Source organism: Labrenzia sp. PHM005 (assembly GCF_006517275.1).
GTDB lineage: Bacteria > Pseudomonadota > Alphaproteobacteria > Rhizobiales > Stappiaceae > Roseibium.
Map to the genome: position 1 here is coordinate 959,552 of NZ_CP041191.1, position 26,606 is coordinate 986,157.

Genomic DNA, 26,606 nt, shown 5'->3' on the forward strand with positions numbered 1-26,606 from the left:
TGAGACTATGAACGATCAGGTTCTATCGTTTGATGTGGTGGTGATTGGTGGTGGCCATGCCGGCTGTGAAGCTGCGGCCGCGGCTGCACGAATGGGTGCACGCACGGTATTGGTAACCCACAAGTTCGAGACGATCGGTGTGATGTCTTGCAATCCGGCTATCGGCGGACTGGGGAAAGGCCACCTGGTCCGGGAAATCGATGCGCTTGATGGATTGATGGGCCGGGTGGCTGATCAGGGCGGCATCCAGTTCCGCATGCTCAATCGGCGCAAGGGGCCGGCGGTTCGTGGCCCGCGGGCGCAGGCGGACCGCAAGCTCTACCGCGAAGCCATGCAGCGCGAGATTTCAGCTATTGAAAACCTCACGGTTGTTGAGGGTGAAGCGGACCGGCTTCGGTTCTCAGAGGAAGATGGTGGCAAATCGGTAACCGGCGTGATGCTTGGCTCAGGTCAGTTGATTGACTGTGGTGCGGTGGTTCTAACCAGCGGTACCTTTCTGCGCGGCCTTATTCATATCGGCGACAAGAAAATCCCGGCAGGTCGGTCGGGCGAAGCCCCGGCAATGGGCCTATCACAGTCCTTGGAAGAGATTGGCTTTGACCTTGGCCGTTTGAAAACAGGCACACCGGCACGGCTTGATGGCCGGACGATCCATTGGGACCGTCTGGATGAACAGCCGGGTGATGAGGATCCGATCCCGTTTTCCACGTTGACCGACAAGATCAGCACGCCGCAAATCCCATGTCATATCACACGGACCACACCGGAAACTCATCAGATCATCCGGGACAATCTTGACCGGTCAGCCATGTATTCCGGCGAGATCAAAGGCCGGGGTCCGCGCTACTGCCCGTCGATCGAGGATAAGATTGTCCGCTTTGGCGACCGGGATGGGCATCAGATATTCTTGGAGCCGGAAGGCCTGGACGACCACACGGTCTATCCGAACGGCATTTCTACATCGTTGCCGGAAGACGCTCAGATCGCTTTCCTCCGCACCATTCCAGGTCTGGAAGATGTGGAAGTGATCCAGCCGGGTTATGCCATTGAATATGACCATGTCGATCCGCGTGAATTGCGGGCAACGCTGGAAGCCAAACGTTGCCCTGGGCTTTATCTGGCTGGGCAAATCAATGGCACCACGGGATATGAAGAAGCAGGGGCTCAGGGTCTGGTCGCCGGTCTCAATGCGGCCTTAATGGTCGCCGGCAAGGCCCCCTTTGTTATTGATCGGTCTCAAGGCTACATCGGGGTGATGGTCGATGATCTCATCACACGGGGGATCACCGAGCCGTACCGCATGTTTACATCGCGTGCCGAATATCGCCTATCACTCAGGGCGGACAATGCGGATCAACGTCTGACGCCACTTGGCCAGGAAATCGGCTGTGTATCCGAGGAACGTCGTACTGCTTATAGTGCCAAGATGGCTCAGATAGAGGCGGCCCGGGAGTTGTTGAAAAGCCTGACGGTCACACCGAATGAGGCAACGAAAAAAGGTCTGCCGGTCAATCAGGATGGGGTTCGGCGGTCGGCCTTTGATCTTCTATCCTATCCTAATGTGACCTTTGACGGTTTGCTCGGCGTTTGGCCGGAGCTAGGTGAGATCGATCCGGCGATTGTTGAGCAGGTGACCACCGATGCGCTTTATGCGGTTTATCTGGAACGGCAGCTGGCCGACATCGAGGCCTTGAAGCGGGATGAAGCCTTGTGCATCCCAGATAGTTTCGATTACGAAGCGATCATCGGTCTTTCCAATGAAGTCAAACAAAAGCTCACCGACATTCGGCCGGCGACCCTTGGTCAGGCGTCCCGTATGGACGGTATGACCCCGGCAGCCCTGACATTGATCCTCTCGCATCTAAAGCGTCAAAGCCAGAAGGGGGCCGCTTAATGGCGCGCCCGGTGGTGTTGAATAGTTCTGGAGATGTTGTGCATAAGTTTGGGGATGTTTCACGTGAAACGTTGGAGCGTCTCCAGATCTATGTGGATCTGGTTTTGAAGTGGCAACCGGCACAAAACCTTATTGCGCCCTCGACTATTCCTGATATTTGGAGCCGCCATATCGCGGACAGCCTGCAGACTCAATGGAGTTATCCAGAGGCACGCACCTGGGTGGATATCGGTAGTGGCGGTGGGTTTCCGGGTATCGTGACGGCGATCCTACTGGCGGATGAACCAGATGCCCATGTCCATATGATTGAGAGCAATCAGCGCAAGGCTGCGTTCCTTCGAACAGCTCTTCGCGAGACCGGGTCAACCGGTACGGTGTATCCGGGCCGGATCGAATCGGTTGCGAAAGATTGGCGCCATGGTCCAGCCGACGCGGTTTCGGCGCGGGCCTTGGCTTCGCTAAAGCTTTTGTTTGAGCTTGCCGAGCCATTCACCAAACAAGGGGCAAAGGCTGTTTTCCACAAAGGTCAGGATTTCCAGCGCGAACTTGATGAAGCCGCTGACTCTTGGCAGTTTGATCTGGTAGAAAAGGAAAGTCTTGTTGATCCTTTAAGCCGGATGCTTGTCTTTTCAAATCTTTCAGCCCGGCCAAAGTAGCCAGGAAGGTGTCGTGGTAATGAGCTTGCTTCCCGATATGCCGCGCGTTCTCGCGCTTGCAAATCAGAAGGGCGGGGTTGGGAAAACCACCACTGCCATCAACCTCGGAACTGCCTTGGCAGCGATCGGGGAAAAAGTTCTGGTGATCGATCTTGATCCCCAGGGTAACGCTTCAACCGGTCTCGGCATTGAGCACCGGGATCGCGGTCTGTCGACTTATGAAATTTTGAGCGGTGATTGCTCGATGGATGAAGCCATCCGCGAAACCGCCGTGCAGCGGCTGTGGGTCGCGCCGTCGACCATGGACCTCTTGGGCCTGGAACTTGAAATCGCGTCGACCAGTGATCGGGCGTTCCGGCTGCGCAACGCAATCGAGAATCTGACCCATTCGCGTCTGTTTAAGGAAATCGGCTTCACCTATGTTCTGGTCGATTGCCCGCCATCCTTGAACCTTTTGACCATCAATGCGCTGTCCGCGTCGCACTCCATATTGGTGCCGCTGCAATGTGAGTTCTTTGCCCTGGAAGGTCTCAGTCAGCTTCTCAGCACGGTGGAGCAGGTTAAGTCCGCGCTCAATTCCGAACTCAGCATTCATGGCATTGTTCTGACCATGTACGACAGCCGGAACAATCTCTCCAGCCAGGTTGTTGCAGATGTCCGCGAGACCATGGGCGACGCTGTCTATGAGACGGTCATTCCACGGAACGTTCGTATCTCCGAAGCGCCATCCTACGGTAAACCAGCCTTGCTCTATGATCTCAAATGCGCAGGCAGTCAGGCGTATTTGCGGCTCGCCTCTGAAATCATTCAGCGTGAGCGGGAGCTGCGCAGCGTCGCAGCGTGACCCGAACCGAATCGGGTCCGAATTGACGTTTAAGAAGGGCCGGTCAGGCCACAATATTGGATCGATCCTTCTTAACTTATTGAAATAAAAAGAAAAAGGTGCGGTATGGCGGATAAGGACGTCAAAAACAAACGTTTGGGCCGGGGACTTGCGGCTCTGATTGGCGATTCGGCCCCGGAAGCGGCCGCACCACCGGAAAAAGTTACCCGTGACAGCCGCAAGGTTCCGATCGAGCACCTGGAACCCAATCCGCGCAACCCGCGCAAAACTTTCACTGAAAAAGATCTGGCAGATCTGGCTGAATCGCTCAAGGCCAAGGGCATTGTGCAGCCGATCCTGGTGCGTCCGGCTGCCGGCAAAACCAACCGGTTTGAGATTATTGCCGGTGAGCGGCGTTGGCGGGCGGCGCAACGGGCAGGGCTTCATGAAGCGCCGATCATCATCCGCGATGTGACCGATCAGGAAGCTCTCGAGCTGGCGATCATTGAGAACGTCCAGCGGGCAGATCTCAACCCGATCGAAGAAGCGATGGGTTATGAACAGCTGACCGCCGAGTTCAGCTACAGCCAGGGTGAACTTGCCAAGGTGATCGGCAAGAGCCGCAGCCACGTTGCCAACACCATGCGGCTTTTAAAGCTGCCAAATTCGGTAAAGGATTATCTGGCTGAAGGCTTGCTGACCGCCGGTCATGCGCGGGCGCTGATTACGGTTGAGGATCCAGCAGCTTTGGCCGAACTGATCGTCGAAAAAGGCCTCACAGTTCGCGATGCAGAGAAACTGGCGCAAGATCCGGACGCCCTTGCCAAACTCAAAGGGGATAAGGCGCCGAGTGAAAAGCCGCCAAAGGATGCCGACACCAAGGCATTGGAAAAGCGGCTCACTGACACACTTGGTTTGAAGGTCACCGTTGGTCACAAGCCAGGCAAGGAAACGGGCGACTTGAAGATCAAATACACCTCGCTCGAACAGCTCGATGAGATCTGTAAAAAACTCGGTGTTGAAGTCCGGTAAATTGCCTAAGATTTGAAACGTTGATGCCCTGTGGCTTAGCCGCAGGGCTTTTTTATTTGGCTCATCACGCTGGCAGTTTTTCAGCAAATTTATTCGCAGGGCAGCAAAATTGAACACCCAACGCATTTCCTATCGCCGGTCAAACGCTGACGACACGCAGGCTGTTTATAATCTCGTGATGGCCTCGGTACGACGGTTGGCACCCGTTCCTTATTCGCAGGAAGTTATTGATACCTGGATGGAAGGGCGCAGGGTGGAAGATTATCAGCCTGATTGTGCGCAGGGCCTAGTGTGGCTGGCTGAGGCCGGAGACCGGCCAGTTGGGTTTTCTCAAGGGGAGCCCGGTGCAGTTAAGCGGCTGTTTGTGGACGCCGATTTCGTCGGTTTGGGGATAGGTGCAGACCTCATGGAAAGGGCGCTGAAAGACGCCCTATCAGGTAACATGAAGACCATCGTAATAGAGGCGACCTTGAATGCGGTGCCGTTTTACAAAAAATGGGGTTTCGTCGAGGTCAATGAAGGCATTTTTCCCGGAAGGGAGGGGTTGCCTCCAATCCGGATTGTTCGCCTTACAGCTTGTTTTAATTAGGACTCTTGAGCCTCAACTTTCCTGTCCCATCGGCATTGCGGTTTGGCAAAGATGAACCGGGGTGGGATCAATTCCTTTCCGACAATGCCACTCGGATGGCCAGTCCGGCAAAGACCGATGCCAGAAGATACTGGCCGAGTTTTTTGAACCGGGTCTGGCGGCCGAAATGCTGGCGCAGACCATGGCTAAAAAGAACCACGGTTCCATTCACGATAAGCCCCGTTACATTCAAGACTGTTGCCAAGATAAGAACTTGTAAAAGAACCGGTCCAGCTTCCATGTGGAGAAACTGCGGGAAGAGGGCGAGCATGAAGAGCGCCATCTTCGGATTCAGTATGTTGGTCAAAAGTCCTTCAATGAATATGCGGCGGTGTGCGGTTTTTGAGATGGATTTGTCGATGGTAAAGGACGCTGCAGGGCTTCTGAAAGCTTTCCAGGCGAGAACTAACAAGTACCCGGCACCTGCCCAGCGAACCACCTCATAAGCCACTGGAACAGCAAGGAAAAGCTGCGACAGGCCGAGGCCCGCTGCAAGCGCGTGACAGTAACTTCCGGCCGCAATGCCGGCATAGGTTAGGAAACCCGATGACCGGCCCTGTGTGACGCTTCTGGAGGCGATGAGAAGCATATCCGGTCCTGGGGTCGCGGTCAGGACAAGGCAGGCGGTGGTAAAAACAATGAGCGTGGAGAGATCCGGCATCTGAGGTTCCTTCTGTGAAGCCGGATTCTCTGAATAACAGTTTTTCTCAGATAAGCAACGCGTTATGGCAAACCGCTGCACATTGGTTCGTGGCTATCGGCGCTGGCTGCGGACGCGGGCGGCCCGACCAACAGTTAGGAGTGCTTCGGAGAGAACCGGGACACCGAGATTGTCGTTCAGGCGGGAAATGCGAGTTGCTTCGCTCAAGATCTCCATCGCCCTTTCCAGATCCTTTAGGGTCCAGATGCGCAGCTGTTGGGTGAATTTCGGTTTGCGGCTGAAGAAGATCGGTGGGCGTTGACTGTCGACCACTTGCTGAGCGCTTCTTCCACCATCAATTTCGATTCGCATCCGGTGCAAATTCTGAAAATGTTTCAGCGCTTGATTGGCGATCACCGAAGCTTTTGACCCGGCATCGGTCAGCCGTTCGAGACCGTGATCCAGGGTCGACAGATCTCCGGCCGCGGCAGCGTCGATCAACTCGGAGGTTTCAAATGCCGATGCATCGCCGATGATGGCTTCGACATCTTCGCTGTCGATGCGTTCCTTTTGCATGGCATAAAGGCAGAGCTTCTTAAGCTCACCCCGGCTGGCCATGCGGTCACCGCCTAACAGACTGTGTAAAGCAGCGCGGGCTTCCCGTGAGATGGTTAGGCCAGCTTCCCGGGTCTCTTCATCGATCAAATGGTCAATGCCCCGGTCATTGTCGGAATAACATGGCAGGGCGACCGCGCGCCTGTGCGGTTCAATGAGTTTTCTGAGGCCGGCCCCTTTTTTAATGTCGCCAGCTTCCAGCACAACGAGCGTTTGCCAATCATCGAGCTTCAAGACTGGATCCACGGATGGGACAAGGTTTTTGCCGCTCGCATCCTTGACCCAGACAATCCGGCGTCCGCCGAACAACGGCACGGTCAGCACTTCGTCGATCAGCCGGTCGCTGTCGGAACTGAGCTCAGAGGCATCTATCTTGATCAGGTTGAACGGATCGCTGTCGCCTTCAGATGCTTTTGCCACAAGACGGCTGGCACGCTCAGAAACCAGACCTGTGTCTGGTCCAAAAATCAGCACAACACCGCCTGCGTCCGGGGGATTGGCGACAAACCGGTCAATCTCCGCGGCTTTTAGCGTGGACACAGGCTTTTGCCTCTCAGGTTAGGAGCCTTGATGGGTTGCGAAATAACCCGCAATCCGCGCCGTGATGTCTTCCGCGACTGCCTTTGCGACACGTTCTTCGGCATCCCGTGAAGCCCGCAAGTTGGCAAAGCGCTGGTTGGAGAAGTCGAACGAAGCCGATTGGAACGACCGGCCAGTCATCAGGGTTTTCTCGGTTGCCAGATCGCTCAGAACAAAAGACGCATTCATGGTGAGCGTATAGGCCGAAGGCACGTCGGAGAACTGTTCAACGGCGACAGAGGCCGTGCTTGTGTCTTTTAAGACAACGAGCCGGTATTTTTTCGAAGGAGCACTGGTTCCGCGTTCGAAATTGAACGTCAATTCATTGTAAAGGGTTCTGGCGGGCACATCGGTGCCGATGGAGGCAATGTCAATTGCCGCCATCTCATCGGAGACGACCGCTGAGCCGCTTCCAGCGGTTCCAACCGTGCCGTAGAGCGGGCGGATTTGACATCCGCCAGCGGTAAAGCCGAATGCAAGCAAGCCTGCCAGAACCAGGGTCCTAAAACCCCTGTCCGATTTGATAAACCGGTCAAACAACGACATTGACGATCCTTTGCGGCACCACAATCAGCTTCTTCGGCGACTTCCCGTCCAGCAGTTTCTGAACGAAATCCTGAGACAGGGTAGCTGCTTCGACCTCCTCTTTGGAAGCCTCTTTTGAAATAGTCAGCTCACCGCGTCGTTTGCCATTGACCTGAATCGGATAAGTAACTGTGTCTTCGGCCAGAAGCGCCGGATCTGCTTCCGGCCAAGCGGCTTCGGAAATCAGATTGTCATGGCCGAGCGCAGACCAGCACTCTTCCGCCAGGTGCGGCATCATCGGTGCCATCATCTGGACCAGGTAATCAACAGTTTCGCGAACCGCATATTCCTTACCTTTATCTTCAAGACCTTCATTGAACGCTTTGCTCAAGGTGTTGACCAATTCATAAAGCCGGGCCACCGCCCGGTTAAAACCGAGGCCTTCAAGATCATTGGAAACCGCTGCCAGCGTCTTGTGGGTCGCGCGGCGCAGATCTTCTGATTTGGCAGACATTGCCGGGACGGACGAACTGCGCGGCTCGGTCTTTTCCGTGATTTCACCTATCAAACGCCAGACACGCTGAACAAAACGCCATGCGCCTTGAACACCGTCTTCGGTCCAGATGACATCACGCTCTGGCGGGCTATCGGACAACATGAACCAGCGGGCGGTGTCTGCACCGTAGGTGTCGATAATGTCGGTCGGATCCACGGTGTTCTTCTTCGACTTCGACATTTTCTCGATCGAGCCGATTGCAACAGCGTCACCGCTGTCCAGCATGGAGGCGGTCCGTTTGCCGTCGATTTCTTCGATCTTGATCTCCGCCGGTGACACCCATTCACCGTTTGAACCATCACCGCCGCGGCGGTAGGTTTCATGGGTGACCATGCCTTGCGTGAAGAGACCTTTGAACGGTTCCTTCAAATCCAGCGCACCAACTTTCTGCATGGCGCGAGTGAAGAAACGCGAATACAGCAAGTGCAGGATCGCGTGCTCAATGCCGCCGATGTATTGATCGACCGGCAGCCAGCCAGTGGCCGCATCCGGATCGGTTGGTTGATCGCAGTCCGGAGCCGTGAAGCGGGCGAAATACCAGGACGAGTCAACAAACGTATCCATCGTGTCAGTTTCGCGCTTTGCCGGCTGGCCGCAGTTCGGGCAAGTGGTGTCGCGCCAGGTCGGATGCCGGTCGAGCGGATTACCGGGTTTGTCGAAATTGATGTCGTCCGGCAACTGAACCGGCAGGTTTTCATCTTTTTCCGGAACCACGCCACAGCTGTCACAGTGAATGACCGGAATCGGGCAGCCCCAATAGCGCTGACGGGAAATGCCCCAGTCCCGCAGACGGTAATTCACCTGGCGTTCAGCCTGCGGAGTGCCGTCGACACTGATCGCTTCCAATTTCTCCGCGACAGCATTCTTTGCATCAGCAATGGACATGCCGTTCATGAAATCGGAATTGAAGATGGTGCCGTCGTCTGTATAGGCCTCATCACCAACGTCGAAGGTCGCAGGATCGGCGTCCTTCGGCAGAACAACTGGTGTAACCGGCAGGTTGTATTTGCGGGCAAAGTCCAGGTCGCGCTGATCATGTGCCGGACATGCGAAGATCGCACCGGTGCCGTAATCCATCAGGATGAAGTTGGCCACATAGACAGGCAACTCGATAGAGGCGTCCAGCGGATGTTTGACCCGCAAGCCAGTATCGACACCTTTTTTCTCTGCTTTTTCAATAGCTTCTTCAGAAGTTCCGACACGTCGGCACTCCTCGATGAAGTCTTTCAGCTCCGGATTATCTTCCGCCAGTTTGACCGAGATCGGATGATCCGGTGACAGACCCATGAAGGATGCCCCGAACAATGTGTCTGGACGTGTTGTGAAGATTTCCAGTGTCTGATCACCAGTCGGTGCGGCCTCGATGAATTCAAACCGAACCCGCAGGCCTTCGGAGCGGCCAATCCAGTTCTTCTGCATCAGACGGACCTTGTCCGGCCAGCGGTCCAGAGTGTCGATCGCCTCCAGCAGATCTTCCGAATAATCGGAGATCTTGAAGAACCACTGGGTCAGCTCGCGTTGTTCGACCAAAGCTCCGGAGCGCCAGCCGCGGCCGTCAATCACCTGCTCGTTGGCCAAAACAGTCATGTCGACCGGGTCCCAATTGACCTTGGCGTTCTTGCGGTAAACCAGATCGGCGTCCAGGAACTTCAAAAACAGACGCTGCTGCTGTTCATAGTAAGCCACGTCGCATGTGGCGAATTCCCGGCTCCAATCTAAGGACAAGCCCATGATCTTGAGCTGTTCGCGCATGGCAGCGATGTTTTCGTAAGTCCAATCTTTTGGGTGGACCTTGTTCTGCATGGCTGCGTTTTCCGCCGGCATGCCGAACGCGTCCCAACCCATCGGATGCAAGACGTTGAAACCCTTTGCCCGTTTGTAACGCGCGACGACATCGCCCATCGCATAGTTGCGGACGTGCCCCATATGAATCCGGCCAGACGGATACGGGAACATTTCAAGCACATAATATTTGTCGCGGGGGTCGTCGTTGTGGGTGACAAAGACGTCCTTGTCGTTCCAGATTTTTTGCCAGCGCGCTTCAACTTCGCGCGCGTTGTACCGTTCCGTTGCCATCAAATGTGCCGTTTGTTCTTGCCGCCGGAGATCGCGGAAATCCTAGATATGTGCTTGCGGGACAGTCACCAGAATTCAAGCCCGCGGTCAACATGTCAAAAGTGAACTGTTTCTACCCAGCTGTTTAATCCGCTCAGCCGGACCCGTAAAGCTATTGTGTTTCGGAATTTGATCCAGAAACACTAAGCTTGGTCATGCCATCGTCCCAGATCTTCATCATGTGGGGCGCATCCGGGTGTTTCCGGCTAAACAGAATATATAAGGGAATGGTTCGAAACGGTTGGCTGCGGGTGATTTCTTCCGCCCGTTCGGATAAAAACTGCCGCTTTTGAATGTCGCCCGATATGTCGTTCTCTATATAGATATCAGCGCGGCCATGTAGCAGCATCTTCCAAGCTTGTTCTTCTGTGGCAACAATCTGAAAAACCACACCGTGCTTTTTCAAAACCGTTTCATACCAATAGCCTCCGACACCGACGACGGTGAGGGATTGTGATTTGAGTTCGTCGAAAGACATCGGTGTAAGTCCGGCTGGAAACCGGTCTTTTCGATAAAAGTAGACGTCATTGAGTTCATCGACGGGTTGTTTCGGGTATTGGTAGTCCACCTCTCGCTCTTGCAGATGAGACCAAGAAAAAGTTGCCGGAAATGTACCGGTCTTTGTCAGCTCCATCGACCGGCGCCATGGAAAAAACTGAAACGATACTTCATGTCCTTGAGAGCCGAATACGTCAGCGATTTTCTTGCTGTGCAGTCCGCCGCCCGGCAGTGTTTCCGAAACAAATGGCGGCCACTCACCAATAGCGAAGCTAAATTGTTCAGCCAAGACTGACTTAGCTGTTGTATTAGGCAAAACTAGCAATATAGCTAAAAGTGTCTTCTTTATTTTCATCGAGCCGACTCGGCTTATATTGTTTTATATTTATAATTATTTGAAATAAAAAAGTAAATCAATTGTGTATGTTGTTATCTGACTATTGTTCAGTACCAAGAAATCTAACGAACAGCAGGGTCTTCTGGATTTTCTTCAGACACTTGGCCATCCCATATCTCAAGCATTTTTTTGCCATGTGGATGGGTCTTACTGAACAGGATGTACAATGGGACCGTATGAATTGGCGGCGAATACGTTATTTCTTCTGCGGCGTCTCCCAGAAATTCTGCCTTTTGCCTGATACCGGCGTTATCGCCATCTATGAATATATCGGCCCGCTTATACTGGAGCATTGTCCAGGCTTGCGCTTCTGTGACCACTGTTTCGACGGATACTTTGGCCTCTTCTAGCGGTTTTTCGTACCAATAATTTTGAACTGCAACCACAGTCAGGCCGCGTTCGCGGATCTCGTCGAAAGTCAAGGCAGGTAACCCGTCTGGAAACCGGTCTTTCCTATAGAACATGACAAATTTGTTCGTTGTTATTGGTCGATCAGGTACAAAAAATCGTTTCGCTCGATCCTCAGTATAGACCCAGGGAAACGTCGCCGGTACAGATCCGCCTTCAACCACCTTCATGGCCCGCCGCCAAGGCATGAATTTGTACTCGGCAATGTGGCCAGCGCTCGCAAAGGCGTTGGTTATGATGCGGGCGTGTGTCCCGTAATGCGGCTCATCTGATCCGACGTAAGGTGGCCACTCACCGATAGCAAATGTGAATGTTTCTGCGCGAGCCGGGTTAGCCGATTGGATCAAAACCAGGGCAATCAACGCAAATATCCAAAACCGGAGCTTCATGGCAGCACCTACAACTTTGCTTCATATGTAGGGTACTGAAGAACAGTCGGTGAATCCACAATTTTGGAGATCAAACAGAGTAATCAATACTGTGAAGTTTAATTATGGTTATTGATACTCAGCCCTGTTTCTAATCCGTCTAATGCTCTGAAATGATGCATTTTATCGGACTAAAAATGCAGCCCCAAATGTCGAACATCTGTTTTCCATCTGAATGGGCTTTACTAAAGAGCATATGAAGCGGAACCTGATAAAATGGCGAGGAGCGAGATATCTCGGAAATGCTCTCGCCAAGGTGAGCTTTCATCTGCAATTTGCCAGTATCTGGGTTCTCGATCAGGATATCAAGCCGATCATGCAGCAACATAGTCCAGGCGTCTTTTTCTGTGATCGCTTGACGCACAGTGAGGGTCTTTTGTTTGCTTTCAAACAGTTGCGCCAGCCGCGTATCCGCCATATGGAAATCAAACTGTCACAACCGTGATTTCTGGGAGTATTTTATGAACACTGCTACGGACCGCCTTGCCAATGTCATGAACGATATTCGTGCAGCGGAAACCGAACACAGTCGTCCCACCGGCTCTGTGACATTGATCGCTGTTTCGAAGACATTCGATGCAGAGGCGATCCGTCCGGCTCTTGTTGCAGGTCACCGGGTATTTGGCGAAAACCGTGTGCAAGAGGCCATGGGTAAATGGCCGGGTCTGCGGGAGGAGTTTGACGGTATTGAATTGCACCTAATCGGACCGCTTCAGTCCAACAAGGCCAAGGAAGCGGTGCAGACCTTTGACGTCATTCATACTGTAGACCGGCCGAAAATCGCCAAGGCACTCAAGACAGAGATGGACAAACAAGGCCGCGATCTGCCCTGTTTCATTCAAGTCAATACAGGCGAAGAGCCTCAAAAAGCCGGCATCGCGCCAAAAGACGTTGACGCTTTTATAAAGGATTGTAAGGAAAACATTGGCCTGGCGATTGTCGGCTTGATGTGCATTCCGCCGGTTGATGAGGCGCCCGGTGAACACTTTGCGCTTTTGGAAAAAATCGCGGCGCGGAACGGCCTGTCTCAGATCTCCATGGGCATGTCCTCGGACTATCAGACCGCCGTTGGCTTTGGGGCAACCCATGTGCGCGTCGGTTCAGCGATATTCGGATCCCGCGATTATACTTGATCAGGTTGGCGCCGCATTCCAGGCAAATATCGCTATTTTTGACAATATTTTGACCTTGGAGTGACCAGACGGAAGGGTTGGTCACAACATTGCCCTGACACTTCCTTTACCCGGCCATTTCGCCGTCTGGTTTGGGACCGAGTGTTTCTCCCGCTCCGGTTCACCGGCCGCAGGGGTCTGGTGAAGCGACGGGGCGCACGACCAAAACTGGAGGTCAAATTATGTCCAAGACTTTTGCAGCTGCCGTTCTGATCGGCACTCTGACTGTGTCTTCTGCAGCTCTTGCAGAGGGCATTTCCTTTCAAAAGGCGGACAGCAACCAGGATGGGTTCTTAACCTTTGACGAAATCACCGTCGTAATGCCGGACATGTCCGAAGAGGTTTTCAAGACTGCTGACGTCAATCAGGACAATCTCCTGGACCCAGCAGAATTTGAGGCTGTTCAGCCTTAAGCGTTTGGGTGGGTAGCCCTTCTTAGACCGCGGAATGTGGTCGACCCGCCCATCACGGACCACCGCTGGAAGGTCACGCCGGCGGTGGTTCTGTTCTGAAGATCTTTAGACTTTCCAGGCTTTCCGGATGCGTTCGCGCAGATCCGTCATCCGGTCTACTGGTTCATTGGCAAAAACAAATCTCAAATACCGCCCAGCCCGTTCGTCCCGACCCCAGCCGGTCATGGGCGTTGCAGCAATGGCGCCGTCGTCGAACAGTTTTTTCGAAGCGTCATCAGGCTTTAATCCCAAAGCCATCGTGTCGATCAGCAGCGACCAGCCGCCATCGGGGATCAACACTGGAAGATCCTTCATTTCCGAAAGGATATGGTTTCGGCGGGTCCTCCATTCTGCGGTTGCAGCCGCAACGCCATCGTCGTCAGTTGTCAGGGCGGCGGCGGCACCGGGCATGGCGATGCCAACCTGGCAGACTACATTGGTCAGACTGACAAGGCCGATGTCATTCATGATTTCTTTCGGCCCAACCACCCAGCCGACCCGCCAGCCGATCATCCGGTATTCCTTTGATACAGACCCAACCGTGATCACGCGCTCAGCCATACCATCAAAAGATGCCGGATGGAGAACCGGTTCGCCGGTGAACAGGATCCGCTCCATGGCCGCATCATGTACGATCCAGGCATCGGCTATTTCTGCTGCCGACACGATCGCCTGCCATTCTTCCCGCGTATGAACGATCCCGCTTGGCATCGACGGGCTCATGGTGACGATCGCCTTGACTTTCGGATTAATGGCATCTTGCAAGGCATCGAGGTCGAGCCGCCAGCGGCCACTCGTAACAGTGAGCGGAATGAGCTTCGGGATGCCGCCGGACAAATGGATCCGGTTTAACAGACCAGCATAGGCCGGATCAGTGATAATCACTTCATCGCCCGGTTCAATCAAGGCCAGAAGAGAATTCAAAACACCGGAGAGGCCCCCGGCAGACACGATGCATTGGCTGTCGGGATCATAGGCAACGCCTGTTGTTTTCGAAACCCGGTCTGCTGCGGCTTGGCGCAGGTGATGGATTCCGAGAAACGGAAGATAGCTGTTTGCATCGTCCCGGGTAATGGCGGCGATTGTGGCGTCGATTGCTGCTTTTGGCGGAGCGATGTCCGTATCCAGATTTTCTAAGCGCAGCATTTCCGGATTTGCGGTCGCATCCGCCGCGTTTCCCATCCTGTCGACCCCGATACCCGGAATATTGGCCAGCCGTGAAACCATAATAGTATCCTTTATAGCAATTTGGATCCAATTAATGATATTGATAGGCAGAATGGAATTTGTGTGTCAAGCCGATGATTGCTAAAGGAGGCATATGAGCCAGGCACTTTTGAAACGCGGCGATCGCGCGCAGGACATTGAAAATAAAATCCGGGAGGGCATCATTTCCGGGACCTATGCGCCTGGAAGTGCACTGCGGCAGGAAGAACTTGCGCAACAATTTGAGGCAAGCCGTATGCCGATCCGTGAAGCTTTGCGCGCCTTGAGCGTAGAAGGCCTGGTGCAGCTGGTGCCGAACAAGGGAGCTGTCGTTGCACCGATCAGCGCAGCGGAACTCAGAGAAAATTTCGAAATGCGGGAGGCTGCGGAAACTCTCGCGATCCGCCTTTCGGTCCCCCATCTATCCAATGTTCAGATAGATAAAGCCGCACAGATCCAAAGGGACATTAAAGGTGCCGGAATTGCCGATTATGGGGCGCTCAACAAGACATTTCATTGCACTCTTTATGCTCCAGCCCAGCGGCCGCGTTTGTTGGCGCATATTCAAAGTCTGCACGATCTAGCTGAACGCTACCTGCGTTTCACTCTGAAATATTTTGACTATCAACCAAAATCGGCTGAGGAACATGACGCAATTTTGCAGGCCTGCTACCAGAGGGATGCGAAAGAAGCCGAGAGATTGACTTCCAAACACATCACTGAGGCGGGGAGTATCCTTGAAGAATATCTGGCCAATAATTAAATTTTTCGAATTTAATAAATAAGTTAAAATACTTGTAGGTCCGGTAAAAGCTACAAGGATATTGTTAAACGTCAGTATTTGTTCTCGATTAATCGAGTTTGATCTATAGTTTTAAAGAAACAATCGAAAGTTATTCAAAAGCAGAGTAAAGCTAAAGGGTCTAAAAACATTAGAAAAAATCAACAAACTTGGGTCAAAAGTACAACTGGAATAGGCTTGCAGTGAGTTGACCCCAACAAAACTGTTTGCAAAACTCCTTCCAAATAACAAAAAGAAATTTCAATGGGAGGAAAATATGAAAGCATTTACGTGGGCTCTTGGAGCCGCGATGGCACTTGGTTTGACTGCCGGGTCATCTTTTGCCGCAGATACCACCTTGCGGATATCGCTGCAGCTGCCGCTGAAAAGCCACCTCGGCCAGAACCTGGTTCTGTTCAAGGAAGAGGTGGAGAAAAACTCCAACGGTGAGATTGCGGTCGAAATTTACGATTCCGCGCAGCTTTATAAGGACAAGGAAGTTCCGGCCGCGGTCGGCTCCGGCGCCATCGAAATGGGCGTCGCGTCCCTCACCCGGTATGTGGGCGATATTCCGGCCGTCGACATTTTCTATCAGCCGTTCCTGTTTGACAGTGAAGAGAAAGTCCGCGCAGCTGTTGCTCCGGGGTCTTCCGTGCGCGGTCCGCTGGATGAAGCCATGAAGGGTACCGGATCAACCGTATTGTGGTGGCAGGCTTATGGCGGTGCGATCATGCTGTCGAACGGCGGTCCGATCAAAACCCCTGAAGATATGAACGGCAAAAAGGTCCGGGTTTTCGGCAAAACGCTGGGCGATTTTGTCACCGCGGCTGGTGGCGCGCCGACTCTGATTTCCGGTTCTGAGCAGTATCTCGCCTATCAGCGCGGCACGGTCGACATTGGCATGACCGGCGTTTCCGGTGTGAAATCCCGCAAGCTCTGGGAAGTGATGGACACCATCACCGTCACCAATCATGCAGACATTGAGTTCATCGTCGTCGTGAACACCGATTTCTGGAACGGTTTGTCCGACGCCCATAAGTCTGTCATTCAGGCCGCCGCCGTAACAGCGGAAAACGATGTCCGAGACCGCGTCTCTGACATCGAAGCCAGTGCCTATGCGGCCGCCGAAGAAAACGGTATGACGGTCTACAAGCCGACCGCGGAAGAAATTTCTGCGTGGAAAGCCGTCAGCCAGCCGGTCTACGACGCTTATGGCGAAAAGGCTGGAGATCTGGGCAAACAAGTCATGGATGCGGCCAGCAAACTTTAAGGATTGCTTCTAGTTGTTTGGTCGGGCTCGTCCCGACCAAACTCTTGGTAAATGGGGCTGAATAAAACTGGTCCCTGTGTTGTCATCCCTGCGTAGTCAGGATCCAGTAACCTCTTGAAGTGGTTATCTTCTCCGGTAATTCTTCTCACAGTGTACTGGATCCAAATCTTGGCTCCAGGGCGCCAAACCGGGATGACAATTGAGAAGCAAATGAACTTGGCAAACTATCTGGGCGGTCGATTTGCCGCCCAGTCTTTCCTTTGAATTCAAAGAATCTGGGAAATCTTATGAAGGCCTTTGCGACCCTCTTGATGGCGCTCGCCTGGATTGCTGCGCTCTTGTTTGTCCTTGCCGGCGGCATGCTCACTTTTGAGGTCACCGCTCGCTATCTGTTTGTCGCGCCGACGATCTGGGCAGCGGAATTATCTCAGCTCAGTCTGATCTGGGGGTCTATGATCGCGATGCCTTGGCTACTCGGCGCTGGGCGGCACATTGCCGTCGATGCCGTAACCAACCAGCTTAGCCCCGGCGCACAACGTATTTGCCAGGGCCTTGCTATGGTTTTCGTCGCAGGTTTCAGTGCAATCGTTGCCTGGAAAGGCGCCGGAATATTTTACGATTCCTTTGAGCGCGGGCGGACCACCGGCTCGATGCTGGACTTACCGACCTGGGCGTCGGAACTCGCAATCCCCGTCGGCTTTGGGCTTTTGTTTCTGCAGGCTGTGATTGAGCTGACAAAAGCGGTCAAAGGACCGGTTTCTCTAAGTGGAGCCGGACATTGACCACGATCCTTATTCTCGCAGCTCTTTTCACGCTGCTTCTCATCCGTGTCCCGGTCGCCTTCACACTTGGCGGTCTCGGTCTTGCCTTGCTTCTACTCGGCGGTTTCTCGCCGCTGATGGCGCCGCAGGCGATCCTGTCGACCCTCGATGGTTTCATCCTGCTCGCAGTGCCGCTGTTCCTCTTGATGTCCAACATTTTGCTGAAAGGCGGCGTCGGTAAAGATCTCTTTGCCGCTGTGCATGCCTGGGTCGGCCATTGGCCGGGTGGATTGGCGGTGGCAACCATTGTCTCTTGCGCAATCTTCGCGGCGATCTCCGGCTCATCGGTGGCAACAGCGGCCACCATCGGCACGGTTGCGATCCCGGAAATGATCAGCCGGGGTTATGAGAAGAAATTCGTCTATGGCCTTTTGGCGGCTGGCGGCACGCTCGGCATTCTGATCCCGCCGTCGATCCCGATGATTGTCTACGGCTTTGTCACCGAACAGTCTGTGATTGCGCTGTTCCTGGCGGGCATCGGCCCGGGTTTGTTGCTGGTGGCACTCTTCATCGCCTTTGCCATGATCTACGCCCGCTGGTTTGGCGGATACACGCCTGAACCGGCGGCAAGCGGCCGGGAACGTTTGGAAAGCACGATCCGTGCCCTGCCCTCTATGGTTTTGGCTGGGGTCGTGATCGGCGTCATCTACACCGGCATTGCCACCCCGACAGAGGCAGCCGCTATCGGCTTTGCGGTCGCGTTGTTGATCACAGGCCTTTACCTGCGCACCCTCACCTGGCAAGGCCTCAAGGAAGCCGCCTTTGAAAGCATGGTGACCACGGTTGCGATCCTTCTGATTGTCGCGGGTGCCAAAGTCTTCGGCAAGGCGATTACGCTTTATCGGATCCCGCAGGAGATTTCGGTGTTTATCGGCCAGAACATTGACACCCCGCTCGCCTTCATTCTGGTGGTCTCGGTCGTGCTTTTGATCATGGGGCTCGTTTTCGAAGCCCTCTCCATGGTGCTGATCATGACGCCGGTCCTGCTGCCGGCCGCGATGGCGCTGGGCTTTGATCCGATCTGGTTCGGCGTCTACATGGTGGTGATGGTTGAATGTGCGTTGATCACCCCGCCGGTGGGGCTCAATCTTTATGTCATCCAATCGGTCGCGCGCTCCAGCCTGTCGGATGTTTCCAAAGGGGTCCTGCCCTTCCTGGTTCTGATGTTATTGAGTGTTGTTGTGCTCTATCTCTGGACCGATCTGGCGCTCTACATACCGTTTAAACTCTAAAGGATGTTCCATGCCGTCTCCGGCTGACAAACTCCGCGCTCTTCTGGCGCAAGACATTCTCAATGTGATGCCCTGTTGCTTCGATGCACTGTCGGCAAAGCTGATCGAACAGGCAGGTTTTGGCCTGACCTTCATGTCCGGCTTTGCGACATCCGCCTCAAGGATCGGTCAGCCGGATCTGGGGCTCATGTCCTATGCCGAAGTGCTCGACCAGGCGCGTAATATCACCGATGCAATTGAGATCCCGCTGATCGCCGACGGCGACACCGGATATGGCAATGCGATGAACGTGCGCCGGACTGTGACCGGTTTTGCCAAGGCGGGTGCTGCAGCTGTGATGATCGAAGACCAGCTTGCGCCAAAACGCTGCGGTCACACGCCGGGCAAGGCCGTGGTTTCTCGTGAAGAAGCCTTTGACCGGATACGGGCAGCACAAGATGCCAAGGACGCCGGTGCCGACATTCTGATCCTTGCCCGCACGGACGCCCGTCATGATCACGGGTTACCGGAAGCAATTGACCGGGCTGCGAAATTCAAGGAGCTCGGCGCTGACATTCTGTTTGTCGAAGCGCCAAAGACAGTCGCGGAAATGCAAACCATCTGCCGGGAACTGCCCGGACCGAAGATGGCCAACATCGTGGAAGGCGGGGAAACTCCGGAACTCTCGCACAAGGAGCTTCGGGACATCGGTTTTTCGATTGCCGCCTACCCCCTCACCTTGATGGCGAGCGCCATGCAGGCGATGACCGGAACATTGGCCAAGCTGAAGGCAGACGAAGATCGGACACCGGATCTGATGAACTTCTCAGAGCTGCGGGAGCGCATCGGCTTCAACGACTATTATGACCTGTCTTCCAGGTACGAGACATCAAAGCGGGATTAGTATTCTAGGTTCCCGGCGTTGGCCGTTATTGAATGACAGTCATGTAGTCTCGAAAAGAAAAAAGCGCGGTCCCGGAAGACCGCGCTTTCAAAAAGTTGCTTTGCTTCAGCTTCAAGCAGCCAGAGCGCCTTGAGCCTGATCGACCAGAGCCTTGAAGGCTTCCGGCTGGCTGATGGCGAGGTCGGACAGAACCTTGCGGTCGACTTCAACGCCAGCCTTGTTCAGGCCGTTGATGAAGCTGCCGTAGGTCATGCCGTGCTGGCGGGTTGCCGCGTTGATGCGCTGGATCCACAAAGAGCGGAAGTTGCGCTTCTTGGCCTTGCGGTCGCGATAAGCGTATTGACCCGCTTTCTCGACGGCCTGCTTGGCGACGCGGATGGTGTTCTTGCGGCGGCCGTAGTAACCCTTGGCAGCCTTCAAAACTTTTTTATGACGAGCGTGGGCGGTAACGCCCCTTTTGACGCGTGACATCTAGGTGATCTCCTTAAAAGGCTGGCGTTATGCGTACGGCAGGAACTGCTTCACGATCTTTGCATCCTGATCGCTCAGCGTGGTGGTGCCACGGGCGTTCCGGATGAACTTGTTCGTGCGCTTGATCATGCCATGGCGCTTGCCGGCCTGTGCGGTTTTCACCTTGCCGGTTGCAGTCACTTTAAAGCGCTTTTTAGCGCCGGACTTCGTCTTCAGCTTGGGCATTTTGCATCCTTTCTTTGGTGTGCCTGCAAGCAGACACTTCATTGTTGGTGCATTCAGAGCCGACACGGCATGCCCTTGGTTGTTTCGACCTGGCCTTACATCAAGATGCAAAAAGACAGCCCAAAACGAGCCGGACGACTCTGGACCGGGCGCTTATATGGGAGGTTTTAGGCAAAAGCAACTGGAATCCCGGCAGAAACAAAGGATTCCTTATCGACCTGCCGGGCAATTTTGGTTCTGTCAGATTACAGCAAAGTTAGGCAGCCAATCTCGCAGTTTGTTTTGCCGACCTTAGCCGATCTTCAAACTGCTCCGGCGCTGCTGTTGCGGTGCCCTGAATATTGATGAACTCAATCTCCTTGATTCCGAGGAACCCCAATAGAAACTCCAGATAGGGCTGAACGAAATTTGCTTGAGAAAAGGGTTCACCGTCCAAATAGCCTTCAGATCCATAAGTGCAGATAATCACGGCGCGCCGGGCATTGACGAGGCCGTGAAATCCGGTCTCATCCATTGAGAACGTATGGCCAATCCTTGAAATCTGATCGACCCAGGCTTTCAGTGCAGCCGGAATGGTGAAATTGTAGATCGGAACGGCCAGAAGCAGGGTATCGGCGTCCTGCACTTCTTTGATGAGTTCATCGGACAGCTCAGTGGCGGCTTTTTGTTCGCCAGAAAGGTCATCCTGCGGCGCATAGAAACCTTCAATGGTTTCCTGAGCGATAAATGGGATCGAGCCATCGGCTACATTCCGGGTGATGACGTTACAGCCCGGGTTTTTCTGGCAGAACTCGGATTCAAACACATCGGCAATGGCCGACGAATGAGAGCCCTCCATACGGGAACTTGAATTGATGCGGAGTAATTGGGTCATGAAATTGTCTCCTGAGTGCGTGACAAAGACGACTTAGATTCATGCGACATTTTGAAAAATAGATCGAATTACACCGTAGCCGTGCATAATATGCATGAATGGAACTTTCGACACTCAAAACTGCGCTCTTGGTTCGTGACCTTGGAAGCTTTGCCGCTGTCGCCCGGCTCTTGGATCTGGATGCGTCCAGTGTCTCCCGTGTGATCGCACAACTGGAGCAAGACATCGGCTTCCGTCTGTTCCAGCGCAGCACCCGCAGTCTGGCCCCTACCGGCGAGGGCGAACTTTATCTCAACCGAATTGCACCCCTGGTGGAAGAGCTGGATGCGGCCGGTGATGAAGCGCGGACGACAGCGGTATCCCCACGCGGAACTCTGCGGATGACCGCAAGCATTTCTTTTGTTCAGGAGTGTCTGATCCCGATCCTGCCGGAGTTCCGGCAAAGATATCCCGATATCGACATCGAACTTCTGGCCTCTGATGCAAACCTTGACCTGCGGGCTGATGGCATAGATTTGGCCGTCCGCTTCGGGTCGATGCCCAAGGGTGACTGGATCGTCGCCAAGCTGATGACCACCAGCTATCGGGTTGTCGCATCACCGGGCTATCTGGAAACCGAGGGTCCAATTCCCCAGCCAGAAGACCTTTCAAACAGGGAATGCATCTGTTTTGCCATTCCGGGCTTCCGGACCACTTGGCAGTTCCGGAAAGACGGCATGCAGCCGGTTAGTGTGCCAGTTGGAGGTGCGACAGTGATCTCTAATGCCTTGTCGATCCGCTCCGCCACCCGTCTCGGCATGGGCGTGGCTCTGTTGCCCATCATGCTGGTTGAGAGGGATCTGAAGCGCGGGACCTTGGTGGATGTATTTCCGGACTATGCTTGCGCGGCCGCTACTTTTGAAACAGCGGCCTGGCTGGTTTATCCCAGCCGGTCCTATTTGCCCCAGAAAGTCCGGGTGATGATCGATTTCCTGAAAGAGCACTATGGGCGGCCAGTGGCCTGACCGCCCGAGTATTTTTAAGCGTTTACGTCAACGACGACGCGGCCCTTGACCTGGCCTTTCAGGATGTCCCTGCCGAGACCCGGAAGATCTTCCAGGGTTGCCGGCTGGATCATGCCGTGCAGTTTGTCGAGCGGCAGGTCTTTGGCGATCCGCTGCCAGGCGCGGACACGGTCGTCGTAAGGACGCATGACGCTATCGATACCAAGCAGGTTGACGCCGCGTAGAATGAACGGAATGACGCTGGCCGGAAGATTTGCCCCACCGGCAAGACCGATGGTGGCAACGGAACAACCGTATTTCATCTGGCCCAGGATGCGGGCGAGCATTTCGCCGCCAACAGCATCAATCGCGCCGGCCCAGACCTCTTTCTCAAGCGGGCGCTTGATGGTTTCAGATACGTCATCCCGCGGAACGATGGCGCTGGCGCCAAGAGACTTCAGGTAATCCCAAGTGCTTTCCCGGCCGGTAACTGCGTGTACTTCATAGCCAAGGTTGGCGAGAATGGCGACAGCGACGGAGCCAACACCGCCCGCAGCACCGGTGACCAGAACCGGCCCGTTTTCCGGTTTCAGGCCATGATCTTCCAGTGCCATGACGGCAAGCATCGCAGTGAAACCGGCTGTGCCGACCGCCATTGCATCGCGTGTGGTGAGGCCATCCGGCAATGGTACCAGCCATTCGCCCTTGACGCTGGCCTTTTGGGCATAGCCGCCCCACCAGACTTCTCCGACGCGCCAGCCGGTCAAAACGACCTTGTCGCCCGGTTTGTACCATTCGTCAGAAGACTCTTCGACAATGCCGGCAAAATCGATGCCCGGAACATGCGGATAGTCCTTGACGAGACCGCCACCTGGCCCGACACAGAGACCGTCCTTGTAGTTCAGCGTTGAATACTCAACGGCGACGGTGACATTGCCGTCCGGCAGCTGGTTCTCGTCGATTTCTTTGACGGCGGCGCTGGTTTTGCCTTCGTCGTTCTTGTCGACCACAAGGGCTTTGAAAGTCATGTGAAATTTCCTCGTTATACGGTTTCACTGGCGAGCGTCCGGGCTTCTTGCCGCAGGACAAATTTCTGGATCTTGCCGGTCGCCGTCTTCGGCAACTCGGTGAAGACGATTTTCTTCGGCCGTTTGAAGCCAGCCATGTTTTCCCTGCAGAAGGCGATCAGGCTGTCTTCGGTCTCTGGGCTGCCGTCTTTAAGTTCAACAAAGGCGCAGGGGACTTCGCCCCACTTTTCGTCGGGCAGGGCGACAACGGCCGCAAGAACTACATCCGGATGACGATGCAGAACCCCTTCGACCTCGACTGAAGAGATGTTTTCGCCGCCGGAGATGATCACATCTTTCAGGCGGTCGCGGATCTGCACATAGCCATTTTCATGTCGCACGGCGGCATCACCTGACTTGAAATGACCTCCGGAGAACGCTTCGTCCGTCGCGTCCCGGTTCTTGTAGTAGCCTTTCATGACTGTGTTTCCGCGAATGACGATCTCGCCCTGCGTTTCGCCGTCCCAAGGAACCGGTTCACCGGTCTCGCGATCAACGACATCGACGCTTTCGGTCATCGGGAAGCCAACGCCCTGCCAGGATTGCAGTTCCGCCTGTTCGTCAGCGGACAGGTTGTCCCATTCTTCGCGCCATAGGCACTGGGCAACATGGCCATAGGTTTCGGTGAGGCCATAGACCTGCATCACCTCAAAGCCGAGCGCCTTGGTGGCGGCGAGAACCGTTGCTGGCGGCGGGGCGCCGGCGGTCATGATTTTTACCGGACCTGGTAATAGTTTGCGATCCTCTTCCGCTGTATTGACCAACATGGAGAGTACAATCGGTGCGCCACCCAAATGGCTGACCCCATGTTCATCGATCAGGTCAAAGACCGCCTTTCCGGTCACTTGCCGGATGCAGATGATGGTCCCTGCCATTAGTGTCATGGTCCAGGCATGGCACCAACCGTTGCAGTGGAACATGGGCACGGAATAAAGATAGACCGGATGGCGCGGCAGTTCCCAGGCGATCGGTGTCCCCATCGCCATCAAGTAGGCGCCGCGATGATGGTAGACCACGCCTTTGGGCCTCCCGGATGTGCCGGATGTGTAGTTCAGCGCGAGCGCCTGCCATTCATCGGCCGGGCCTTGCCACGGAAATACCGGATCGCCGCCGTCAACCAGATTTTCAAAGCTCTCTTCACCGATCATCTCGCCGCCTGGCCCGTCTGGATCAGCAATATTGATGACCGGCAGAACCTTGCCGTTTATATCAAAGGCTTTTGAAATGACGCTACAAAACGCCGTATCGGCGATTACCAATTTGGCGTCGCTGTGATCGAGAATATAGGCGATTGTATCCGGTTCGAGGCGGGTGTTGATCGTGTTCAGCACCGCGCCGGTCAGAGGTACCGCATAATGCAATTCAAACAGTTCCGGGGTGTTGGCGGCCATGACCGACACCGTATCGCCAAGCCCAATACCCTTTTGTTTCAAGCTGGACGCAATGCGCTGGACACGATCCTTTACGTCTGACCACGTGTACCGCCGCTCGTTATAGACGACGGCGAGCCGGTCTGGAAACAGCGCGGCTGTACGCTCTAGAAATGACAACGGCGACAGAGGCACATGATTTGCTGTTTGTGGCGGTAGGGCGTCGTAGTGATCGCGCATATCAGTCGTCCTGATTTGAGAACGGCGTTTCCCAAACGGTCGCGGACCGTATTCCGTCCGGCGTTTCAACTTGAACTTTGGTGCCGTCGTCCCAATGAGTCATGCGTACCATGCCTATAGCGACATTCGTCCGGAAATCCGGTGAATAGGCGGCCGAACTGATGGTTCCGACTTTACGCCCGCCACCAATGATGGGCCAGAGCTCGTCACAAGACGGAACGGGATCGCCGTCAATGGCAAGGCTGCGGATTTGCCGAACCGGGCCTTCCACTGCAACACGCAGTAAAGCGTCCCGGCCAACACAGCCGATCGCTTTTTGGGTCTGACAGAATTTGCCCAAACCGCATTCATGGGGTGTGTTGTTGCGGGTCATGTCATTGCCATAGGACAACAACTGACTTTCAATCCGTTCAATTAGGTTTGGGCAACCGGCCCGGATGTTCATCTCCTCACCGGCATCCATGAAAGCGTCCCAGATCGGTTCGCCCCATTTGGTTCCATCGACATAGAGCTCAAAGCCACCCTGTTTGGAGTAACCAGAGCGGGCGAGAACCATCCGTTGGCCTTCAAACTCGACGTAGTCATAATGGAAGAAACGGATGGACCGGATGCGCTCGCCGAAAACTTTGGCGACCAGGTCTTCCGCTTTTGGGCCCTGAATTGCCAACGGCGAGACATCTGGCTCGTCGACATCGACCTCCAGACGGAAGGCATGGGCGAGACCCTTGATCCAGAACAGGAGGTCGCTGTCCGCGACCGAGACCCAATATTTGTCATCGGCCAGTTTGGTCGTGACCGGGTCGTTGAGCATGCCGCCCGTCTCGTCGACCATGGGTGTGTAGTAACACCTGCCCGGCGTCATCTCCGACAGGTCTCTGGGCGTCAGCATTTGCGCAAGACGCCCGGCGTCCGGTCCCCACAATTCGACCTGGCGTTCACAAGACACATCCCAAAGCTGGACATGATCTTTTAAATGCCGGTAGTCCTCTTCCACCGACTGAAAGACAGTCGGAAGAAGCATATGATTGTAGACGGTGTAAGCTTTAACACCGGCTTCGTGCACACGGCTGGAAAACGGAGTTTTGCGCGTGCGCCGGGAGATGGACAGAGACGGGACCTGCATGCCGGCTCTCCTTATGCGGCCTGTTCGGCCGCTGGGCCGGACCAGTCGATCTGGCAGATTTCCGCGCTGCGGCCGTCGAAATCCCAGACCCGGCCATAGGCGCGGACACGGCCCTGTGTCGCCGTTGCAACGGTGATGTCGGAGCCCATCCAGTATTCGGTGTTCTTCACCACGATGTCTTCGTCCGGATCAGACCCGCCGACCGGCACAACCTCGCCCTTGATCGCCTTGCCGACGATCAGACGGCGCTTTTTACCTTCGTTTTCGTAGGATACTGGTGCGCGTTCCGCGCCGAGGAATTCGCTGACCAGAACCTTGAAGAGGCCGGTTGTGCCCTTGGCCTGACCGGAGAAGATCTTCAGAAGACCGTCATAGGCAGCATCGGAAGCTCGATCGTCGATGTATGCAGCGGCTTTCCAGTTGCCACGCGCCATCAAGCCCGGGATTTCAAGTACCAGACCGACGTTCAGGCCAGATAGGTCCTCGCCCATATAATGGCCTTCATCGATGCGCACACCGGCCCACGCCTGACAGTAGCCTTCAGTCGGTGCGTGTTTGCCGAGCGACACCACGCAAGGGCAAAAAACGGTGCAGTTACAGTTGAGGATCAATTCCCCGCGGATGGCCCATCCGGTCATTTCT

The 26,606-nt window shown here is 54.7% G+C and carries 28 protein-coding genes; 13 read left to right on the plus strand and 15 right to left on the minus strand.

Going from position 1 to position 26,606, the window contains the following annotated elements; genetic code table 11:
• The first annotated feature begins 7 nt into the window (after positions 1-7).
• The 5 genes from mnmG (at position 8) to FJ695_RS04150 (ending at position 4,994) form a co-directional block, all read left to right on the plus strand.
• Positions 8-1,894 (plus strand): tRNA uridine-5-carboxymethylaminomethyl(34) synthesis enzyme MnmG, encoded by a 1,887-nt coding sequence (gene mnmG / locus FJ695_RS04130; protein ID WP_141184254.1) that lies wholly within the window; start codon positions 8-10, stop codon positions 1,892-1,894.
• On the plus strand, positions 1,894-2,550 hold the full coding sequence (rsmG, locus tag FJ695_RS04135) for a 16S rRNA (guanine(527)-N(7))-methyltransferase RsmG (RefSeq protein WP_141184255.1): 657 nt from the start codon (positions 1,894-1,896) through the stop codon (positions 2,548-2,550). Before mnmG ends, rsmG begins: the two co-directional genes overlap by 1 nt.
• 19 nt (positions 2,551-2,569) lie before the next feature.
• Complete coding sequence (locus FJ695_RS04140) at positions 2,570-3,394, plus strand: ParA family protein (protein ID WP_141184256.1); 825 nt, start codon at positions 2,570-2,572, stop codon at positions 3,392-3,394.
• 105 nt (positions 3,395-3,499) lie between these two features.
• A complete protein-coding gene (locus FJ695_RS04145; protein ID WP_141184257.1) occupies positions 3,500-4,405 on the plus strand; it encodes a ParB/RepB/Spo0J family partition protein in 906 nt (301 codons plus the stop codon).
• A 109-nt stretch (positions 4,406-4,514) separates the two neighbouring features.
• Complete coding sequence (locus FJ695_RS04150; RefSeq protein WP_141184258.1) at positions 4,515-4,994, plus strand: GNAT family N-acetyltransferase; 480 nt, start codon at positions 4,515-4,517, stop codon at positions 4,992-4,994.
• A 67-nt stretch (positions 4,995-5,061) separates the two neighbouring features.
• Here FJ695_RS04150 and FJ695_RS04155 read toward each other — a convergent pair whose 3' ends face one another.
• The 7 genes from FJ695_RS04155 to FJ695_RS04185 form a co-directional block, all read right to left on the minus strand.
• On the minus strand, positions 5,062-5,694 hold the full coding sequence (locus tag FJ695_RS04155; RefSeq protein WP_141184259.1) for a LysE family translocator: 633 nt from the start codon (positions 5,692-5,694) through the stop codon (positions 5,062-5,064).
• Between the two features lie 93 nt (positions 5,695-5,787).
• Positions 5,788-6,828, minus strand: a complete 1,041-nt coding sequence (gene holA / locus FJ695_RS04160; RefSeq protein ID WP_141184260.1) for a DNA polymerase III subunit delta — start codon at positions 6,826-6,828, stop codon at positions 5,788-5,790.
• 18 nt (positions 6,829-6,846) lie between these two features.
• Positions 6,847-7,413 carry an LPS assembly lipoprotein LptE gene (lptE, locus tag FJ695_RS04165; protein ID WP_141184261.1) on the minus strand — a complete coding sequence of 189 codons (567 nt, stop codon included), beginning with the start codon at positions 7,411-7,413 and terminating at the stop codon, positions 6,847-6,849.
• On the minus strand, positions 7,400-10,024 hold the full coding sequence (gene leuS / locus FJ695_RS04170) for a leucine--tRNA ligase (protein ID WP_141184262.1): 2,625 nt from the start codon (positions 10,022-10,024) through the stop codon (positions 7,400-7,402). Before leuS ends, lptE begins: the two co-directional genes overlap by 14 nt.
• A gap of 151 nt (positions 10,025-10,175) precedes the next feature.
• On the minus strand, positions 10,176-10,916 hold the full coding sequence (locus tag FJ695_RS04175) for an ABC transporter substrate-binding protein (RefSeq protein WP_141184263.1): 741 nt from the start codon (positions 10,914-10,916) through the stop codon (positions 10,176-10,178).
• Positions 10,917-11,020: 104 nt separating this feature from the next.
• A complete protein-coding gene (locus tag FJ695_RS04180; protein ID WP_141184264.1) occupies positions 11,021-11,755 on the minus strand; it encodes an ABC transporter substrate-binding protein in 735 nt (244 codons plus the stop codon).
• 139 nt (positions 11,756-11,894) lie between these two features.
• Positions 11,895-12,212, minus strand: a complete 318-nt coding sequence (locus FJ695_RS04185) for a hypothetical protein (protein ID WP_141184265.1) — start codon at positions 12,210-12,212, stop codon at positions 11,895-11,897.
• Positions 12,213-12,255: 43 nt separating this feature from the next.
• On the opposite strand from FJ695_RS04185, the gene FJ695_RS04190 reads away from it, so the two are divergent.
• Positions 12,256-12,927, plus strand: a complete 672-nt coding sequence (locus FJ695_RS04190; RefSeq protein WP_141184266.1) for a YggS family pyridoxal phosphate-dependent enzyme — start codon at positions 12,256-12,258, stop codon at positions 12,925-12,927.
• A 221-nt stretch (positions 12,928-13,148) separates the two neighbouring features.
• Positions 13,149-13,379 (plus strand): hypothetical protein, encoded by a 231-nt coding sequence (locus FJ695_RS04195; protein WP_141184267.1) that lies wholly within the window; start codon positions 13,149-13,151, stop codon positions 13,377-13,379.
• 105 nt (positions 13,380-13,484) lie between these two features.
• Here FJ695_RS04195 and FJ695_RS04200 read toward each other — a convergent pair whose 3' ends face one another.
• On the minus strand, positions 13,485-14,645 hold the full coding sequence (locus FJ695_RS04200; RefSeq protein WP_247653789.1) for a pyridoxal phosphate-dependent aminotransferase: 1,161 nt from the start codon (positions 14,643-14,645) through the stop codon (positions 13,485-13,487).
• Between the two features lie 94 nt (positions 14,646-14,739).
• Here FJ695_RS04200 and FJ695_RS04205 point away from each other — a divergent pair, with 94 nt between their 5' ends.
• From FJ695_RS04205 to FJ695_RS04225, 5 genes are all read left to right on the plus strand, one after another.
• Positions 14,740-15,387: a GntR family transcriptional regulator gene (locus tag FJ695_RS04205; protein ID WP_141184269.1), complete on the plus strand. Its 648-nt coding sequence runs from the start codon at positions 14,740-14,742 to the stop codon at positions 15,385-15,387.
• 295 nt (positions 15,388-15,682) lie between these two features.
• The gene (gene dctP, locus FJ695_RS04210) at positions 15,683-16,675 is read left to right on the plus strand and encodes a TRAP transporter substrate-binding protein DctP (RefSeq protein ID WP_141184270.1); all 993 of its coding nucleotides are present in this window, start codon (positions 15,683-15,685) and stop codon (positions 16,673-16,675) included.
• A 287-nt stretch (positions 16,676-16,962) separates the two neighbouring features.
• Positions 16,963-17,457 carry a TRAP transporter small permease gene (locus FJ695_RS04215; RefSeq protein ID WP_141184271.1) on the plus strand — a complete coding sequence of 165 codons (495 nt, stop codon included), beginning with the start codon at positions 16,963-16,965 and terminating at the stop codon, positions 17,455-17,457.
• Positions 17,454-18,728 carry a TRAP transporter large permease gene (locus FJ695_RS04220; RefSeq protein WP_141184272.1) on the plus strand — a complete coding sequence of 425 codons (1,275 nt, stop codon included), beginning with the start codon at positions 17,454-17,456 and terminating at the stop codon, positions 18,726-18,728. Before FJ695_RS04215 ends, FJ695_RS04220 begins: the two co-directional genes overlap by 4 nt.
• Positions 18,729-18,738: 10 nt before the next feature.
• Positions 18,739-19,611: an oxaloacetate decarboxylase gene (locus FJ695_RS04225; RefSeq protein ID WP_141184273.1), complete on the plus strand. Its 873-nt coding sequence runs from the start codon at positions 18,739-18,741 to the stop codon at positions 19,609-19,611.
• A gap of 111 nt (positions 19,612-19,722) precedes the next feature.
• On the opposite strand, the gene rplT is transcribed toward FJ695_RS04225, so the two are convergent.
• From rplT to FJ695_RS04240, 3 genes are all read right to left on the minus strand, one after another.
• A complete protein-coding gene (gene rplT / locus FJ695_RS04230) occupies positions 19,723-20,082 on the minus strand; it encodes a 50S ribosomal protein L20 (RefSeq protein WP_141184274.1) in 360 nt (119 codons plus the stop codon).
• 27 nt (positions 20,083-20,109) lie between these two features.
• Positions 20,110-20,307 (minus strand): 50S ribosomal protein L35, encoded by a 198-nt coding sequence (gene rpmI, locus FJ695_RS04235; protein WP_023002610.1) that lies wholly within the window; start codon positions 20,305-20,307, stop codon positions 20,110-20,112.
• Between the two features lie 256 nt (positions 20,308-20,563).
• Positions 20,564-21,181, minus strand: coding sequence for an FMN-dependent NADH-azoreductase (locus tag FJ695_RS04240; RefSeq protein ID WP_141184275.1), 618 nt, complete (start codon positions 21,179-21,181; stop codon positions 20,564-20,566).
• 98 nt (positions 21,182-21,279) lie between these two features.
• Here FJ695_RS04240 and FJ695_RS04245 point away from each other — a divergent pair, with 98 nt between their 5' ends.
• Positions 21,280-22,185 (plus strand): LysR family transcriptional regulator, encoded by a 906-nt coding sequence (locus tag FJ695_RS04245; protein WP_141184276.1) that lies wholly within the window; start codon positions 21,280-21,282, stop codon positions 22,183-22,185.
• Positions 22,186-22,199: 14 nt separating this feature from the next.
• On the opposite strand, the gene FJ695_RS04250 is transcribed toward FJ695_RS04245, so the two are convergent.
• From FJ695_RS04250 to FJ695_RS04265, 4 genes are read right to left on the minus strand one after another with little or no spacing between them, the layout of a single operon-like run.
• Positions 22,200-23,192 (minus strand): MDR family oxidoreductase, encoded by a 993-nt coding sequence (locus tag FJ695_RS04250; protein WP_141184277.1) that lies wholly within the window; start codon positions 23,190-23,192, stop codon positions 22,200-22,202.
• Positions 23,193-23,206: 14 nt separating this feature from the next.
• Positions 23,207-24,841 (minus strand): acyl-CoA synthetase, encoded by a 1,635-nt coding sequence (locus FJ695_RS04255; protein WP_141184278.1) that lies wholly within the window; start codon positions 24,839-24,841, stop codon positions 23,207-23,209.
• A 1-nt stretch (position 24,842) separates the two neighbouring features.
• Complete coding sequence (locus FJ695_RS04260; RefSeq protein ID WP_141184279.1) at positions 24,843-25,964, minus strand: dimethylsulfoniopropionate demethylase; 1,122 nt, start codon at positions 25,962-25,964, stop codon at positions 24,843-24,845.
• Between the two features lie 11 nt (positions 25,965-25,975).
• Positions 25,976-26,602 (minus strand): DUF1326 domain-containing protein, encoded by a 627-nt coding sequence (locus tag FJ695_RS04265; protein ID WP_209010913.1) that lies wholly within the window; start codon positions 26,600-26,602, stop codon positions 25,976-25,978.
• Positions 26,603-26,606 lie beyond the last annotated feature (4 nt).